The organism is Lysobacter sp. FW306-1B-D06B, from assembly GCF_038446665.1.
In the GTDB taxonomy this organism is placed as follows: domain Bacteria; phylum Pseudomonadota; class Gammaproteobacteria; order Xanthomonadales; family Xanthomonadaceae; genus Lysobacter_J.
Genome location: NZ_CP151802.1, coordinates 2,643,877 through 2,659,633 on the forward strand (window position 1 = coordinate 2,643,877; position 15,757 = coordinate 2,659,633).

Below are 15,757 nucleotides of genomic sequence, written 5' to 3' on the forward strand. Positions count from 1 at the left end.
AACGGTGATGCTCGATCGCTGCCGCCTGAGCCAACGCGACCGCCCCCGTTCGTGCTGAGCGTAGGGCCGAAGTCGAAGGATGGACGGGCCGCCTGCGTCCCAAGGCAATCCGAACGTCATGCCTCGTCGGTTATGCTCCCCCCGTCACCCTGGAGCCGCCGATGACATCGACGCCCCGCATCGCTTTCCTCGCCAGCAACGCCGAAGAGGCGCAGCGCGCATTGCATTCGCTCACCGCGCGCCATGGCCAGCACGCACCCGAAGACGCCGACATCCTCGTACCGCTGGGCGGCGACGGCTTCATGCTCGCCACGCTGCACCGTTACGGCGGCCTGGGCAAACCGGTGTACGGCATGAAGCTGGGCACCGTCGGTTTCCTGATGAACCACCACGACGGCGAGGGCCTGCACGCGCGCCTGCATGCGGCCGAACCGGCCGTGCTGCGCCCGCTGGAGATGGTCGCGCAGACCGAGTCCGGTGCCACCGTCGGCTCACTGGCCTACAACGAAGTCTCGCTGCTGCGACAGACCCGCCAGGCCGCGCACCTGCGCATCGACCTCAACGGCGAGACGCGTCTGGACGAGCTGATCTGCGACGGCGTGCTGTTGGCCACGCCGGCCGGCAGCACCGCCTACAACTTCTCCGCGCACGGGCCGATCCTGCCGCTGGGCGCGAACGTGGTCGCGCTGACGCCGATCGCCGCATTCCGCCCGCGTCGCTGGCGCGGCGCCGTGCTCAAGGCCGACACCGAAGTGCGCTTCCGCGTGCTCGATCCATACAAGCGCCCCGTCAGCGCCACCGCCGACTCGCACGAAGTGCGCGACGTGGTCGAAGTGACCATCCGCGAATCGCACGACCGCACGGTCACGTTGCTGTTCGATCCGGAGCACAACCTGGAAGAGCGGATGCTGGCGGAGCAGTTCATCGCTGGGTGAGGCAGGCCGCTTGCGCGGCACTGCCGCGCGGCCTGCCGAACGCCCGGCCATGGATGGCCGGGCCGGGCGTTCCGAAGCCGATTGCGTTGCGCCATGGATGACATGTCGACGCCTGCTGACGTAGCGCTTGCAAACGTTGACGTGTCACAGCTTCGCGATTCCCTTCATGCCTTTCCATCCCGTCATTCCCGCGAAGGCGGGAATCCAGCTACTTCCACGCTTTCACCCAAGCACAGCAGACGCGCTCCCTTGCCCGTCATTCCCGCGAACGCGGGAATCCAGGGACGTTTCACGCTTTCACCAGTGGTTTGTCAGCGGCACAGCAACAGCAAATGGATTCCAGCTTCCGCTGGAATGACGCGATAGACGCGGAGCGCGTGATGGCCTGGATCCCGGCCTTCGCCGGGATGGCGAATCGTGCGAGGCGATCGCATGCCCGCCTACGACGCCATCACCCTTGCGCACCCGCTCCACCCCGCACCCGCTCCACCTTCGGCGCCGACCACTCGTACTCCAGCATCGCCTTTTGCGGCCAATAGCTGCGCAGCACCAGCATGAAGGGGCCGTCCGGGACGGGCAGCCAGTTGGATTCCAGCGCGGGCCCCGGCGAGTCCTTCTGCAGGTGGATCGTGATGCCGCCGTCGGCGTCGGTCTTCAGGTCTTGCAGCATCGTCGAGCCGATGAGGTAGCGCTCCTTCGGATTGCGCACCAGCAACTGCTGCGGCAGCGTGTACGCGGTGACTGACCAGAACGCGTTCACCGGCGGCAGCTGGCCCTTGGCGAAACGCAGCACGTAACGGTTGCGGCTGCCGTCGAGGAGCTCATCGTTGCTGTCCATCTCGTACCGGCGGTAGATCGCCTCGGCGCGCGAGTTGCCGCCGATGCCCACCTGCGCGGCGGTGGCGCGGGCGATGTAGTCGTTGTTCAACGCCTCGCGCGTGCCGAACATCTGGTCGGCGCGGCCCGTCGCCGCGGCGCGGCGCGAGTCGATCTGTTTCTGCCCGTCGGCCATGCCGTCGGCCAGCGCCTGACGCACGGCGGGCGCCAGCGCCGCAATATCGATCGTGCCGCCCGGCACGACACCGATCCGCGCGAAGCCATCGCGCAGATGCTGCTCGGACGGATGCACCGGCGCGAACTGCAGCAGGAAGGCGAGTTGGTTGAAGAACTCCGGCGAGGTCCGCGTCTCCTGCGGCGACAACGGCGCGATCCACTGGATCTTCGGCGGCGGTTGCGGCGTCGTCGTCGCGGTGAAGGCCGACAGCGTCCGCAACTGGTAACCGGCCTGGATTCTGCGCACGTTCGCCATGTCGTCCGCGCCGAACAACTGCGTGCGCCCGCCGATCATCACCAGCTGCGTCTCGGAGCGGATCACCTTGTCGATGCCCGGCGGCGGCTGGCCCTCCCAGTCCGGGCCGGCGATCAGGAAGTGGCCGCCGCCGCTGCCCGTGGCGCGACTGCCGATGTAATCGAAGTTGAACGTGTACAGGTCGATGAGCTGGAACACGAAGTAGCGCTTCGGGTCCATCTGCGGAACGCTCAACACCACCGGTTCGCGGCGCAGGTCCAGGTTGGCCAGCGTGTAGGGCGTGTCGGCGTTGGGCGTGACGATGGCGGTGTCGTCCGGCGTGAACACGCGATCGAAGCTCAGCAGCGTGTTGAACGGCCCGCGATACAGCGGGTTCGCCTTGTCGATGCTGTAGGCGTGGATGATCCGGTACATCTCGACCATCGGATACCCGTAGACGTAGGCATCGCGCGCGATCTTGCGCGCTTCCTCCGGCGTGGCGGTGACGGCGGTGCCCGATGCGGGCGCGGGATCGGGCGCATCGCGCCGGCAACCCGGCAGCAGGAACGCGGGGAGCAGCAGCGCACCCAGGAGCACCGCGTTCTGGATCGGCCTGGCGGACATGGTGTCCTCCTTGCGGTTCGACTGGCACAAGCCGGCGGCCCCGCGCCGGACCGCGTCGCGTGACCCGTTGCCGCGGACACTACTCCCCCGGATGCAAGGGATGCATCAAGGCGGACCTGGCCCGGTCCGCGGTGGCGGCTTGGGGCACAATAGGCCCATGCCCGACCGTGATGCCGATCCGTTGATCGTCGCGATTTCCTCGCGAACCCTGTTCGACATGGAAGAAAGCCACGCGCTGTTCGAGCGCGAGGGCATCGATTCCTACGCGCAATTCCAGCGTGCCCACGAGGACGACCTGCTCGCGCCCGGCATCGCCTTCCCGCTGGTGCGCAAGCTGCTTGCGCTCAACGAGGGCGCGCCGCCGGACGCGCCGCGCGTGGAGGTCATCCTGATCTCGCGCAACTCCGCCGACAGCGGCCTGCGCATCTTCAATTCGATCGCCCACCACGGGCTGGCGATCAAGCGTGCGGCCTTCAGCAACGGCGCACCGCCGTATCCGTACATCCGTCCGTTCGGCGCCGACCTGTTCCTCTCGGCCAACGCCGAGGACGTGCGCAGCGCGCTGGCCGCCGGCGTCGCCGCGGCGACGTTGTTGCCGGCGAAGGCACCACAAAAGCGCCACGACCAGCTGCGCATCGCCTTCGACGGCGACGCGGTGATCTTCGACGACGAAGGCGAGCGCGTCTCGCGCGAAGGCGGCCTGGCGGCCTTCACCGAACACGAGCGCAGCCACGCCGGGCAGGCGCTGTCGGGCGGGCCGTTCCGCGGTTTCCTCGACGCGCTGCACCGCTTGCAGCAGGCCTTCCCGACCGGGCAGGGCTCGCCGATCCGCACCGCGCTGGTCACCGCGCGCTCGATCCCCGCGCACGAACGCGTGATCCGCACGCTGCGCCAGTGGGACATCCGCCTGGACGAGGCGCTGTTCCTCGGTGGCCGCGCGAAGGGGCCGTTCCTGGACGCCTTCGGCGCGGACATCTTCTTCGACGATTCCGAGCACAACATCCTGTCGGCGCGCGACCACGTCGCCGCCGGGCACGTGCCGCACGGGATCGCCAACCGCTAGTCGTCGCCGAGCTGGCTGCGGATCTCGCCGCCCGGATAGAGCGTGCTGTGCACGTTGGCGTAGGCATAGCCTTCGCGTAGCGCGCGTACCACTTCGTCCAGTTCGCCGGCGGCCACGCCCTGGCCGTTCGGACCGATGACATCGGAGGCGACGATCACGCCGGTGATGCGCCCCGGTGTCGCGGGGCAGGCCTGCGTGCCGACCGGGCCGTTGCCGAGGTTGGTGCACAGGAACGCGGCGATGCCGCCGTTCACGCCCTTCTGGCCGATGTGGATGTGCGCCTGGGTGACGGTGCCTTCCAGGTCGGCGTAGGCCAGCTCGTAGTGGATCGCGCCGCCGCCGGGTGCGATGCGGGCGCGGAAGCTGCCGCGGCCGTCGGTGGACAGGGCCGGGACTTCTTCGCTGCCTTCCAGGACGGCGCGGATCTGACGGTTTTCGGCGCGGGCATCGGACGCGGGGAATGCGGCCGCCGACAAGAGCACGGCCACTCCGAGCAGTGCGGTGCGGATCATGACGTTCACCTGCGGAACGCGGCGCGGATCACGCCGAGCGGACGGTGGTCCCGGCGCGGTTATCGGACGGTGAAATCCGGCCCTGGCGCCGCGCCCGGGCGACGGGCGGTCACGGCCCGATCAGGGCCTGCAGCGGCAGGCGGATGTCGGTCAGCTTCCAGCGCAAGCCGTCGCGCGTCAGCACGAACACCACCGGGTCGCCGTCGGCGTTGTGCACCGTGGCGGTGAAACGCGAGGGCGATTCAAAGCGATAGCGGGCATCGCGCAGCGGATCGGGAGGCGGGGTGTGCGCGAGGCCGTCGTTGGGATCGACACCGCCGCCGCTGATGCGATGGAGCAGCCCCCGTCCCTGCAGCACCGCGCCGATGCCGGCGGGCGTGGCGAGCATGTCGACGATGCCACCGGCGGCGCGGTTCGCCAGGCCCAGCGCGAACGCGCCCAGCGGGTTGTCCTGCATCCCGGCGCCCGCATTGCGCGCCAGCGTGTCTTCCACCTGCGCGCGCAGGCTGCTGCGCACGGCGTCGAAATCCACATGCCGCGACAGCGCCGCCGTGTCTTCCTGCGCGACCGCCTCGCGGATCGAATTGATCGTGAGGAAAGGACCGGCCGCGATCCAACCCGCCAGGGCCAGCAGCACGACGACGACCAGGGCGATCCACTTCTTCATGCGTGCGTTCTCGACGGGACGAAGCGCGATGGTACGGGCGGCGGCGCGCGCGTGGATGAAGCCGCCCTCACCGCGGTGGCTTGCATGGCAGATTTGCTTCGATCAGGCGTCGCCGACCGCGGCCTCGCGCCGCTCGCGTGCCGGCAGCACATGGGCCGCAAGCGCGACGCAGGCGATGGCCGCACCGGCGAGGAACGCCCAACGCCCCGCGCCCAGTTGCCACATGACCGCCGCCACGCCCGCACCGGCCACGCCGCCGATGCCGCCGCTGAAGCCGTACAGCAACCCCTGCGCGGCGGCCATGTCGCGACGCTGTGGGAACAGCTCGGCCATGCGCCGCATGCAGCCGGCGTGGAAGGCGGCGAAGCTCAGCGCATGGCCGCTCTGTGCAAGCGCCATCCACGCGAACGAGCCGCCGAACAGCGCCACGGTCGTCCAGCGCGCGATGGTCGCCAGCAGGCAGGCGGTCATCAGCCGGTGCGCGCCGTAGCGCTGCACCAGACGCGGGGCAAGCCAGAACATCGCGATCTCGCAACTCACGCCGATCGCCCACAGCACGCCGACCGCGAAGCCGTCGTGGCCGTGGGCCTGCAGGTGCAGGGTGTAGAACACGTAGAACGGCCCGAAGCCCAGCTGCATCAGCAGCGCCGTCACCAGCAGGTGGCGCACGCCGGGGCGGCGCCACAGTTCGCCGCGCACGGTGGTTTCCGCGGCCGGTTGCGGGACCGGGCGATCTTCCCGGTGCAGCCAGGCCGCCGCGACCGTGAGCGCCAGCCAGGGCAGGGTGAGCCAGACGAAGGCGTCGTTGCCCAGGCGATCGAGCAGCCAGCCGTAGGTGCCGGCGACCACGAGGAAGCCGATCGAGCCCCACATGCGGATGCGGCCGTAGTCGTGGTTGCGCGCGCCCAGCGCGGAGAGCGTCATCGCCTCGAACTGCGGCATCACCGCGTTGAAGAACACGCCGAACCACGCCATCGCCACGAACAGCATCACGCCATGGTCGAAGCCGGCGAACGCCGCGAAGCCCAGCAGCGCGAGCGCGCAGCCGGCGACCAGCCAATGGCCCGGCGTGGCGCTGCGCGCGCTCATGCGCGCCCAGGTCGGCGGCGCGACGATGCGCCCGCCGTACCACAGCGCCAGCATCGCGCCGACCACGTAGCCGCCGTGGCCGTTGGCCGCGACCCAGCGGCCGATGTAGGGCGTGTAGGCGCCCAACGCGCCGTAGTAGCCCAGATAGAACAGCGCGTAGCGGCGGAAATCGGCGGGGGACAAACGAGCGGCCTGCGGCGTGGGAACGCGGATTATGAGGGCGCGCGTGAGAGTGCGGACGTTGCCGCAACGTCGGCCCTCACCCTCGCTCGCGGGAGAGGGCTCGTGCACCCTCTCCGGCAGGCGGATGAGGGCAGGGACCTTGCCGCAACGTCGCCCCTAACCCCACCCCCTCTCTCCCGAACGGGAGCGGGGCTCCAACTGCGAGCGTTTCGCGGCGCCGGCGCGCCCGAGGCGTGCCGTGCACCATCGGGCGGTTCCCGCGCAAGCTGCACCGCACATCGCATCCGACCGTGCGATGGCTCAGTATGTGCGCCTTCCCAGCCGCTCCACACGAGGTACTTCCATGCAGTCATGGCTCCGGCGCAAGGACATCGACAAGGTCACCGTCCATGAGGAAGGGCGGCGGCTGGTGCCCACCCTGGGGTGGCCGCACCTGGTCGCGCTGGGCATCGGCGCCATCGTCGGCACGGGCATCTACACGCTGATCGGCGTGGGCGCGGACAAGGCGGGCCCGGCCGTGCTGCTGTCCTTCATCGTCGCCGGCATGGTCTGCGCCTGCGCCGCGCTGGCCTACGCCGAGATGTCGACGATGATGCCGGCGGCCGGCAGCGCCTACACCTACAGCTACACGGTGCTGGGCGAAGCCATCGCCTGGGTCGTCGGCTGGAGCCTCATCCTGGAGTACTCGCTGGTGGTGAGCACCGTGGCGGTGGGCTGGTCGGGCTACTTTGCCGGCTTCCTGCAATGGGTATCGCAAAACACAGGCTGGGACGTGACCCTGCCCGCGGCACTGGCCGCCGGGCCGCACGCGGGCGGCGTGATCAACCTGCCGGCCATCGTCATCACCTTCCTCGTCGCCGGCATGCTTATCGCCGGTACGCGCGAGAGCGCCACGCTCAACGCATTCCTGGTGGTGTTCAAGCTGATCGCGCTGGGCGTGTTCATCGCCGTGGCGCTGCCGGCGTTCGACAGCAGCAACCTGCAGCCGTTCATGCCGTATGGCTTCTCCAAGTCCACCGGCGCCGACGGCATGGAGCGCGGTGTGATGGCGGCGGCGGCCATCATCTTCTTCGCCTTCTACGGATTCGACGCGATCTCCACCGCCGCCGAGGAAACCAAGAACCCCGGCCGCGACCTGTCCATCGGCATCATCGGCTCGATGATCGGCTGCACGATCATCTACGTGCTGGTCGCGCTGGCTGCCGTGGGCGCGATGAGCTTCAGCGTCTTCAGCAAGAGCGCCGAACCGCTGGCGCTGATCATGCGCGAGCTCGGCCACGGCACCGCGGCGCTGGTGATCGGTATCGTCGCGGTGATCGCGTTGCCGACCGTGCTGCTGGCGTTCTTCTACGGCCAGAGCCGCATCTTCTTCGTGATGTCGCGCGACGGCCTGCTGCCGCGCAGCCTGTCGAAGGTGAACCCGCGCACCGGCACGCCGGTCGCCATCACCGTGTTCACCGCCGTGCTGGTCGCGGCGCTGGCGGGCGTGGCACGTCTGGACGAGATCGCCGCGCTGGCCAACGCCGGCACGCTGGTGGCCTTCATCGCGGTCGCGGTGTGCCTGCTCGTGCTGCGCGTGCGCGATCCGAACCGTCCGCGCACGTTCCGCACGCCGATGGCGTGGGTAGTGGGGCCGCTGGCGATCCTGGGCTGCCTGTATCTGTTCTGGAGCCTGCCGCACAAGACGCAACTGTGGTTCCTGGCGTGGAACGTCGTGGGCGTGGTGGTGTACCTGGCCTACAGCCGCCGCGCGAGCCTGCTGGCGAAGGGACAGGAAGCCTGATCTTTCGTCCACGCTTGAATTGCGAAAGGCGCCGGGTGGCGCCTTTCGTTTTTTGGGCTATGCACTTTCGCCCTTCCAGCGTTTGAATCGCCCGTCCAGCCATCACGCTTTCAGTCGTCATTCCCGCGAAGGCGGGAATGACGGTATTGGTACCGGCGCGCCGCTGCCTCAACCGCCCAGCGCCGCAGCAAGCGCCGCGCCGGCCTCGTCCTCGACCTTCAACGCAGCCAGCTCATCCGCCCGCGTGCGCCCGCGATTGAGGATCGCCAGCGGGATTCCCGCTTCCGCCGCCATCCGCGCGAAGCGGAAGCCCGAATACACCATCAGCGACGAACCCACGACCAGCATCGCGTCGGAAGCCTTCAAGGCATCGCCGGCCTGCACGGCGCGTTCGCGCGGCACGTTTTCACCAAAGAACACGACGTCCGGTTTCAGCATGCCGCCGCAGGTTTCGCAGGCCGGCACGTGGAAGCGGGTGAAGTCCAGGCCGTCCAGGTCCGCGTCGCCGTCGGGCGCCGTGGTGGCTTCCAGCCCGGCCCAGTCGGGGTTCGCATCGGCCAACCGCGTTTGCAGCTCGGCGCGCGCGGAATGCGAGCGGCACGACAGGCAGACCACGCCGTCCAGCCGGCCGTGCAGGTCGATCACGCCTTGGCTACCGGCGCGCTGGTGCAGGCCGTCGACGTTCTGGGTGAGCAGCGCGGAGATGCCGCCGCGCGCACCCCAATCGGCCAAGGCGTGGTGCACCGCGTTCGGTTGCGCTTCGTCGATGCGCGGCCAGCCGATGAAGCTGCGCGCCCAGTAACGCGCGTTCACGCGCGCATCGCCGGTGAAGGCCTGGTAGGTGACGGGCGGCGTGCGCTTCCACTGGCCGTCGGCATCGCGGTAATCGGGAATGCCGGAACGGGTGCTGCAACCGGCGCCGGTGAGCACGAACACGCGTCGGAACGGCGCCAGCCAGGCGCGCAGGCGCTCGGCGGCCGGGGACGGGGCAGGGGCAGGGGAGTTGGCGAGGGCGGACATGACCCCATCTTAGGTATGCACCGAATGCCGCGTCGCAAGGGGCTGCGGCAAGATGAACGAAGGCGGCCCCGGCGCCTGCGGAAGAGGGACAAGACCCCCGTTTTGCGTTCCCCAATGAACAGTCGCGATAAACGGGCGCGACGTGCCCCATCCTCGTCTCACGGAATGAGACACCGCCCCATCACCATCCACCGATGCCCCTGAGCGCCTTCCATCCCGCCGTCTCGGCCTGGTTCGCCAAGGCCTTCCCCGCGCCCACGGCGGCGCAGGTGCAGGCATGGCCGGCGATCCGCAGTGGCCGCAACACGCTGGTCGCCGCGCCCACGGGCTCGGGCAAGACGCTCACCGCGTTCATGACCGCGATCGACACGCTCGTCCGTCAGGGCCTGGAGCATGCCGGCGGCGATGCCCTGTTCGACGCCCCCGCGGGCCTGCCGGACGAAACCTCCGTCGTCTACATCTCGCCATTGAAGGCGCTGTCGAACGACATCCGCATCAACCTGGAAGCCCCGCTGGCCGGCATCCGCGAGGAACTGGCCGCGATGGGCCTGCCGGACGTGGACATCCGCACCGCCGTGCGCACCGGCGACACCCCGCAGGCCGAGCGCGCCGCCAACCGCCGCAAGCCGCCGCACATCCTCGTCACGACGCCCGAATCGCTGTACGTCCTGCTGGGCTCCGAATCCGGTCGGGCGATGCTCGCAACCGTGCGCACGGTCATCGTCGATGAAATCCACGCCGTCGCCGCAAGCAAACGCGGCAGCCATCTGACGCTCTCGCTGGAGCGCATGGAAGCGCTGTGCGGGCGCAGGCTCACGCGCGTGGGCCTGTCGGCGACGCAGAAGCCGATCGAAGAGGTCGCGCGATTCCTCGTCGGTTCCGCCGCCGTCGCCAGCGACGGCACGCCCGACTGCGAGATCGTCGACATCGGCTACACCCGCAAGCGCGATCTCGCCCTGGAACTGCCGCCCACGCCGCTCAGCGCGGTGATGTCGAGCGACCAGTGGGAGCAGGTCTACACGCGCGTGGCCGAACTGGTCGAGCAGCACCGCACCACGCTGGTCTTCGTGAACACGCGCCGCATGGCCGAGCGCGCCGCGCACCACCTGGGCGAGAAGCTCGGCAAGGACGCGGTGGCCGCGCACCACGGCAGCCTGTCGAAAGAGCTGCGCCTGGACGCGGAGCAGCGGCTCAAGCGCGGCGAACTGCGCGTGCTGGTCGCCACCGCATCGCTGGAGCTGGGCATCGACATCGGCGACGTGGACCTGGTGTGCCAGCTCGGTTCGCCGCGTTCGATCGCCGCCTTCCTGCAACGCGTGGGGCGTTCCGGCCATGCCGTCGGCGGTACGCCGAAGGGTCGGTTGTTCCCGCAGACACGCGACGAACTGATCGAATGCGCGGCGTTGCTCGACAGCGTGCAGCGCAGCGAACTCGACGCGCTGGTCATGCCAGACGCGCCGCTGGACGTGCTGGCGCAGCAGATCGTCGCCGAGGCCGCCTGCCGCGAGTGGGACGAGGACGCGCTGTTCGACTGGGTCCGCCGCGCATGGCCGTATGCGCAGCTCAAGCGCGAGGATTTCAACGCCATCGTGCGCATGCTCGCCGACGGCTTCACCACGCGGCGCGGCATCCGCGCCGGCTATCTGCATCGCGATGCGGTCAATCGCGTCGTGCGCGGCCGCAAGGGCGGACGCACCACCGCGCTGATGTCGGGCGGCACGATTCCGGATACGGCCGATTACTCGGTCGTCATGGAACCGGAGTCGGTGTTCATCGGCACGGTGAACGAGGACTTCGCCGTCGAAAGCATGGCCGGCGACATCTTCCAGCTCGGCAACGCCAGCTACCGCATCCTGCGCGTGGAGCCCGGCAAGGTGCGCGTGGAAGACGCGCAAGGCCAGCCGCCGAGCATTCCGTTCTGGCTGGGCGAAGCGCCGGGCCGGACGGATGAGTTGTCCTTCGCGGTATCGCGCCTGCGCGAGGAGGTCACCGCGCGCGTGGCGCCGATGCTGGCGTCATCGCCGATGCAGGACGACCCCATCGAGGCAACCCCGGAGGAGGAGCAGGCGCGTGCGCAGCACCTGGCGCACATCGAAGGCAGCGACGCCTTCGCCTGGCTCACCGACGAGGTGAAGCTCATTCCCGAAGCCGCGCGACAGATCATCGAGTACCTTGCCAGCACCGCCGCCGCACTCGGCGCGATGCCGACGCAGAACACGCTCGTGCTGGAGCGCTTCTTCGACGAGTCCGGCGGCACGCAGCTCATCATCCACACGCCCTACGGCAGCCGCATCAACCGCGCCTGGGGCCTGGCGCTGCGCAAGCGCTTCTGCCGCAAGTTCAACTTCGAACTGCAGGCGGCGGCGACGGAAGACGCGATCATCCTCTCGCTGTCGACCAGCCACAGCTTCCCGCTGATCGAAGTGGCCAGCTACCTGCATTCGGCCTCCGCCGAGCACGTGCTGATCCAGGCGTTGCTCGATGCGCCGCTGTTCGGCGTGCGCTGGCGCTGGGTGGCGACCACCGCGCTGGCGCTGCCACGCTTCGTGGGCGGCAAGAAGGTGCCGCCGCAGTTGCAGCGCATGAAGTCCGAAGACCTGCTCGCCACCGTCTTCCCGGACCAGGTCGCGTGCGCGGAGAACCTCGTCGGCGAGCGCGAAGTCCCCGATCATCCGCTGGTCGCGCAGACCCTGCACGATTGCCTGCACGAAGCGATGGACCTCGACGGCTGGCTCGACGTGCTGCGTGCGATGGAGGCCGGCGAAGTGCAGGTGGTCGCGCGCGATCTCAGCGCGCCGTCGCCGTTCGCGGCAGAGATACTCAACGCGCGGCCCTACGCCTTCCTCGATGACGCGCCTCTGGAAGAGCGCCGCACGCAGGCCGTGCAGACGCGCCGCTACACCGACGCGCAAAGCGCCGACGACCTGGGCCGCCTGGACGCAGACGCCATCGATGCCGTGCGCGAGGAATGCTGGCCGCAGGTGCGCAGCGCCGACGAGATGCACGAAGCGCTGATGGGCTTGGGCGTGGTCACGATCCGCGAAGTGCGCGAGAACGGCTGGGCCGACTGGCTGCAGCGGCTGGTCAAGGCGCACCGCGCCACGCAGCTGCAACCGCCGGCGCTCGACAAGCCCGTGGGTCAGCGCAATCCCGACGGCAACGGCCTGTGGGTCGCGGCCGAGCGGTTGCCACAGTTGCAGGCGGTGTTCGCCGATGTCGCGATGCACCCGCCGATCGAAGCGCCTGCCGAATACGCCGCGCAGCCGTGGGATCGCGAGGATGCGCTGGTCGAACTGCTGCGCTCGCGCCTGACGGGACTTGGGCCGCTGCCGGCGCAGGTGATCGCGGACGACCTGTCGCTGACGAAGGCCGATGTCGAGCTGGCGCTGCTGCGCCTGCAGAACGAAGGCTACGTGATGCAGGGCCGCTTCACGCCCGGCATCGGCGTGGACGAATGGTGCGAGCGGCACCTTCTGGCGCGCATCCATCGCTATACGCTCAAGCGCCTGCGCCGCGAGATCGAACCGGTCGCGCCGCGCGACTTCATGCGCTTCCTGTTCGACTGGCAGCGCGTGGCGCCCTTGGCGCGCGTCAACGGACCGGAGGCGCTGGCCGGCGTGCTTGCGCAGATGGAAGGCTTCGAAGCACCGGCCGCCGCGTGGGAAAGCGAGCTGCTGCCCGCGCGCGTGAACGACTATTCGATCACCTGGCTCGACGACCTGTGCACCGCGGGCCGCACGCTGTGGACGCGTCTGCGCGCCGGCACTGCCGACAGCACGAACACGCGCGGCAGCACGCCGGTGCGCGCCACGCCGGTCGTGTTGCTGCCGCGCCGCGATGCCGGCGTGTGGACACGGCTCGCGCCGCCGCCCGCGGCCGACGAGGCCTTGTCTTCGCGCGCGCAGAAGGTGGTCGACTACCTCGGCGAGCACGGCGCTTCGTTCTTCGATGAACTGGTCACCGGCGCGCACCTGCTGCGAACCGAACTGGAGGACGTGCTGGCCGAACTCGTCGCGCGCGGCCGTGTGCATTGCGACAGCTACGCCGGATTGCGCGCCTTGCTGGTGCCCGCGTCGAAGCGCCCGAGTGCGAACCCGGGCCGACGCCGTCGCGCGGCGTTGTTCGGCATCGAGGATGCGGGCCGCTGGGCGCTGATCCGCCGCAACGCATCGGGCGATGCAGCGCGCACGCCGGAGGATGTCGAACACGTCGCGCGCACCTTGCTGCGCCGCTACGGCGTGGTGTGCTGGCGCCTGCTCGAACGCGAAGCGCCGTGGCTGCCGGCGTGGCGCGATCTGGTGCGCGTCTACCACCGGCTCGAAGCGCGCGGCGAGATTCGCGGTGGTCGCTTCATCTCGGGCCTGTCGGGCGAGCAGTTCGCGCTGCCGGAGGCGATCGGCCTGATGCGCCAGGTGCGCCAGCGCGCACACGACGGGGCGATGGTGGTCGTGTCGGCGGTGGATCCGCTCAATCTCGTCGGAACCGTCGTGTCCGGCGAAAAGGTGCCGCGGCTGGCGGGGGCGCGCGTCCTGTATCGCGACGGCGTGCCGTTGGCGACGCTGGTGTCGGGCGAGGTGAACCTGCTCGCCGAACTGCCCAACGACGAGGAAGCCACGGTCCGCCGCGTGCTGTTGCGCGAACCGGAGCGTTCGATCGCTGGCTTCGCCGCGCCGGTCACGCTGCCGTCGCTGGCGCCGGTGGTGCGTACGACGCATTGAGCTGGCGCGCAGGTTCCGGGCCGACAGCTGGGGAGCAGTCCCTCGTTCTGGCAACAGCCCGTCATTCCGGCGAAGGCCGGGACCCAGGCCATCTCGTCATCCGCCCCAATGCCGTCATCCCCGCGAAGGCGGGGATCCATGCATGCGAGCCTGCACGGCCTTCGAAGGACGTGACGCGCCCGACCGTTGGATTCCCGCCTTCGCGAGAATGTCCGCTGTGCTTGGCGGGCGGGAAGTAGCGACGTCGTCACGCACTTTGCCGCGCCGATGCAAGACCATTCGCCTGACGCACCACCGTCAACGTCACGCAATCTTGAACGACGAGCATGACGCGGCCGGTTGCACGGGGGAGCCGGCGTCCCCTGAACGCAAGGAGCGCACCATGCATACGTTGTTGTCCGGGCGCCTGGCCCGTGTCGCCGCCGTCACCGTCACCTTGTTTGCCTGCTGCATCGCCACGCCCACCGCTTTCGCCGATGATGCGGCGATGACCCATGACCGCCACCGTCCGTCGGACCCACCCGGCCGCCAGGGCTTGATCGTCATCGCCCACCGCGGCGCCAGCGGCTACCGGCCCGAACACACGCTGGAGGCCTATCGCCTGGCGATCCGCCAGGGTGCGGATTTCATCGAGCCCGATCTGGTCGCCACGAAGGACGGCGTGCTGGTGGCGCGTCACGAGAACGAAATCTCCGGCACCACCGACGTCGCCTCGCATCCGCAGTTCGCCAATCGCCGCGCGACCAAGACCATCGACGGCGTGACGATGACGGGCTGGTTCACCGAGGACTTCACGCTCGCCGAGCTGAAGACGCTGCGTGCGAAGGAGCGGATCCCGGCGATACGCCCGGGCAACACGCGCTTCGACGGGCTGTATGCGATTCCCACACTGGCCGAAGTCATCGCATTGGTGAAGCGCGAAAGCCGCAACGGACGTCGCATCGGCATCTATCCGGAAACCAAGCATCCAACGTACTTCGCGCGTGAAGGTCGGCGTCTGGACGGCACGCCGATCCACACCTCGCTCGGCGCGAAGCTGGTGGAGACGCTGGTCGCCGAAGGCTTCACCGACCCGCGTCGCATCTACGTGCAGAGCTTCGAGTTCGAGAACCTGATCGAGCTGAAGACGAAACTGATGCCGGCGGCGGGCATCGACCTGCCGCTGGTGCAGCTCTACGACGACTTCGTCAGTGCAACGCCCTACGACGTGGCTTACAACGTGGCCCACGGCGCCGATCTCGCGGCGCTCTACGGCGGCCTCGCGCAGCAGGTGCCGGGCGGATTGAATGCCGCCACGCGTTACGGTGCGTTCGCGAACGAAGCCGTGCTCGCATGGATGAAGGCGAACTACGCCAGCGGCGTCGGCCCGTGGAAGGGCAGTCTGTTGCCGCGCACGACGTTGGCCGCGCCGGTGGACGCCGACGGCGACGGCAAGGCGCAGCTTGCGGGGCAGGGCACGGGGATCGTCCATCCGATGCTGGGCTGGGCGTTGAAGGCAGGGCTGCAGGTGCATCCGTATACCTTGCGCGCGGAGGAAACCTACCTCGCGCAGACGCCGGGTGGCGTGCCGCAGTCGGTCGTTGCCGAAGCGTTGCAGTTGTATGGGCTCGGCGCGCAGGGGTTCTTCATCGATCAGCCGGATCAGGGCGTGCTGGCGCGGGAGATTTTTCTTGAGGTGAATGGGGTTCGGGGAAGGTGAGCAACGCCCCACCGTGACCCGGAGCGGGACGACGCCAGCCTGTCACCGTTCGTCCTGAGCATAGCGAAGCGAAGTCGAAGGATGGACGGGCTGGGCGCTGCGGCCCGCTCACCCTTCGACTTCGCGGCTGCGCCGCTACGCTCAGGGCGAACGGCGGCAGGTGGCAGTGCCAGGTG

10 protein-coding genes are annotated in these 15,757 nt (G+C 69.2%); 5 read left to right on the forward strand and 5 right to left on the reverse strand.

What is annotated here, in order from left to right; all coding sequences use genetic code 11:
- The first annotated feature begins 161 nt into the window (after positions 1-161).
- Positions 162-935 carry an NAD kinase gene (locus AAFF32_RS12100; RefSeq protein ID WP_216958064.1) on the forward strand — a complete coding sequence of 258 codons (774 nt, stop codon included), beginning with the start codon at positions 162-164 and terminating at the stop codon, positions 933-935.
- Positions 936-1,386: 451 nt separating this feature from the next.
- On the opposite strand, the gene AAFF32_RS12105 is transcribed toward AAFF32_RS12100, so the two are convergent.
- The gene (locus tag AAFF32_RS12105) at positions 1,387-2,847 is read right to left on the reverse strand and encodes a DUF1254 domain-containing protein (RefSeq protein WP_342315308.1); all 1,461 of its coding nucleotides are present in this window, start codon (positions 2,845-2,847) and stop codon (positions 1,387-1,389) included.
- A gap of 157 nt (positions 2,848-3,004) precedes the next feature.
- On the opposite strand from AAFF32_RS12105, the gene AAFF32_RS12110 reads away from it, so the two are divergent.
- Positions 3,005-3,910, forward strand: a complete 906-nt coding sequence (locus tag AAFF32_RS12110; protein ID WP_216958060.1) for a 5'-nucleotidase — start codon at positions 3,005-3,007, stop codon at positions 3,908-3,910.
- Here AAFF32_RS12110 and AAFF32_RS12115 read toward each other — a convergent pair.
- The 3 genes from AAFF32_RS12115 to AAFF32_RS12125 form a co-directional block, all read right to left on the reverse strand.
- A complete protein-coding gene (locus AAFF32_RS12115) occupies positions 3,907-4,422 on the reverse strand; it encodes a CHRD domain-containing protein (protein WP_342315309.1) in 516 nt (171 codons plus the stop codon). The genes AAFF32_RS12110 and AAFF32_RS12115 overlap by 4 nt on opposite strands.
- Positions 4,423-4,531: 109 nt before the next feature.
- A complete protein-coding gene (locus AAFF32_RS12120; protein WP_216958056.1) occupies positions 4,532-5,089 on the reverse strand; it encodes a DUF2939 domain-containing protein in 558 nt (185 codons plus the stop codon).
- A 102-nt stretch (positions 5,090-5,191) separates the two neighbouring features.
- Entirely contained in the window at positions 5,192-6,361 is a 1,170-nt protein-coding gene (locus AAFF32_RS12125; protein WP_342315310.1) for an MFS transporter, read from the reverse strand.
- A 343-nt stretch (positions 6,362-6,704) separates the two neighbouring features.
- On the opposite strand from AAFF32_RS12125, the gene AAFF32_RS12130 reads away from it, so the two are divergent.
- Positions 6,705-8,144, forward strand: coding sequence for an amino acid permease (locus AAFF32_RS12130; RefSeq protein ID WP_216958052.1), 1,440 nt, complete (start codon positions 6,705-6,707; stop codon positions 8,142-8,144).
- 168 nt (positions 8,145-8,312) lie between these two features.
- Here AAFF32_RS12130 and AAFF32_RS12135 read toward each other — a convergent pair whose 3' ends face one another.
- Positions 8,313-9,164: an NAD-dependent protein deacetylase gene (locus AAFF32_RS12135; protein WP_342315311.1), complete on the reverse strand. Its 852-nt coding sequence runs from the start codon at positions 9,162-9,164 to the stop codon at positions 8,313-8,315.
- 194 nt (positions 9,165-9,358) lie between these two features.
- Between AAFF32_RS12135 and AAFF32_RS12140 the strand changes: the two genes are divergently transcribed.
- Positions 9,359-13,882, forward strand: a complete 4,524-nt coding sequence (locus AAFF32_RS12140; protein ID WP_342315312.1) for a DEAD/DEAH box helicase — start codon at positions 9,359-9,361, stop codon at positions 13,880-13,882.
- A gap of 382 nt (positions 13,883-14,264) precedes the next feature.
- Complete coding sequence (locus AAFF32_RS12145) at positions 14,265-15,581, forward strand: glycerophosphodiester phosphodiesterase family protein (protein ID WP_342315313.1); 1,317 nt, start codon at positions 14,265-14,267, stop codon at positions 15,579-15,581.
- Positions 15,582-15,757: the final 176 nt, after the last annotated feature.

Bases quoted from the DNA above. Each gene is read 5' to 3' on its own strand.
- AAFF32_RS12100 (WP_216958064.1), top strand. From the start codon at position 162: ATGACATCGACGCCCCGCATCGCTTTCCTCGCCAGCAACGCCGAAGAG.
- AAFF32_RS12105 (WP_342315308.1), bottom strand. From the start codon at position 2,847: ATGTCCGCCAGGCCGATCCAGAACGCGGTGCTCCTGGGTGCGCTGCTG.
- AAFF32_RS12110 (WP_216958060.1), top strand. From the start codon at position 3,005: ATGCCCGACCGTGATGCCGATCCGTTGATCGTCGCGATTTCCTCGCGA.
- AAFF32_RS12115 (WP_342315309.1), bottom strand. From the start codon at position 4,422: ATGATCCGCACCGCACTGCTCGGAGTGGCCGTGCTCTTGTCGGCGGCC.
- AAFF32_RS12120 (WP_216958056.1), bottom strand. From the start codon at position 5,089: ATGAAGAAGTGGATCGCCCTGGTCGTCGTCGTGCTGCTGGCCCTGGCG.
- AAFF32_RS12130 (WP_216958052.1), top strand. From the start codon at position 6,705: ATGCAGTCATGGCTCCGGCGCAAGGACATCGACAAGGTCACCGTCCAT.
- AAFF32_RS12135 (WP_342315311.1), bottom strand. From the start codon at position 9,164: ATGTCCGCCCTCGCCAACTCCCCTGCCCCTGCCCCGTCCCCGGCCGCC.
- AAFF32_RS12140 (WP_342315312.1), top strand. From the start codon at position 9,359: ATGCCCCTGAGCGCCTTCCATCCCGCCGTCTCGGCCTGGTTCGCCAAG.
- AAFF32_RS12145 (WP_342315313.1), top strand. From the start codon at position 14,265: ATGCATACGTTGTTGTCCGGGCGCCTGGCCCGTGTCGCCGCCGTCACC.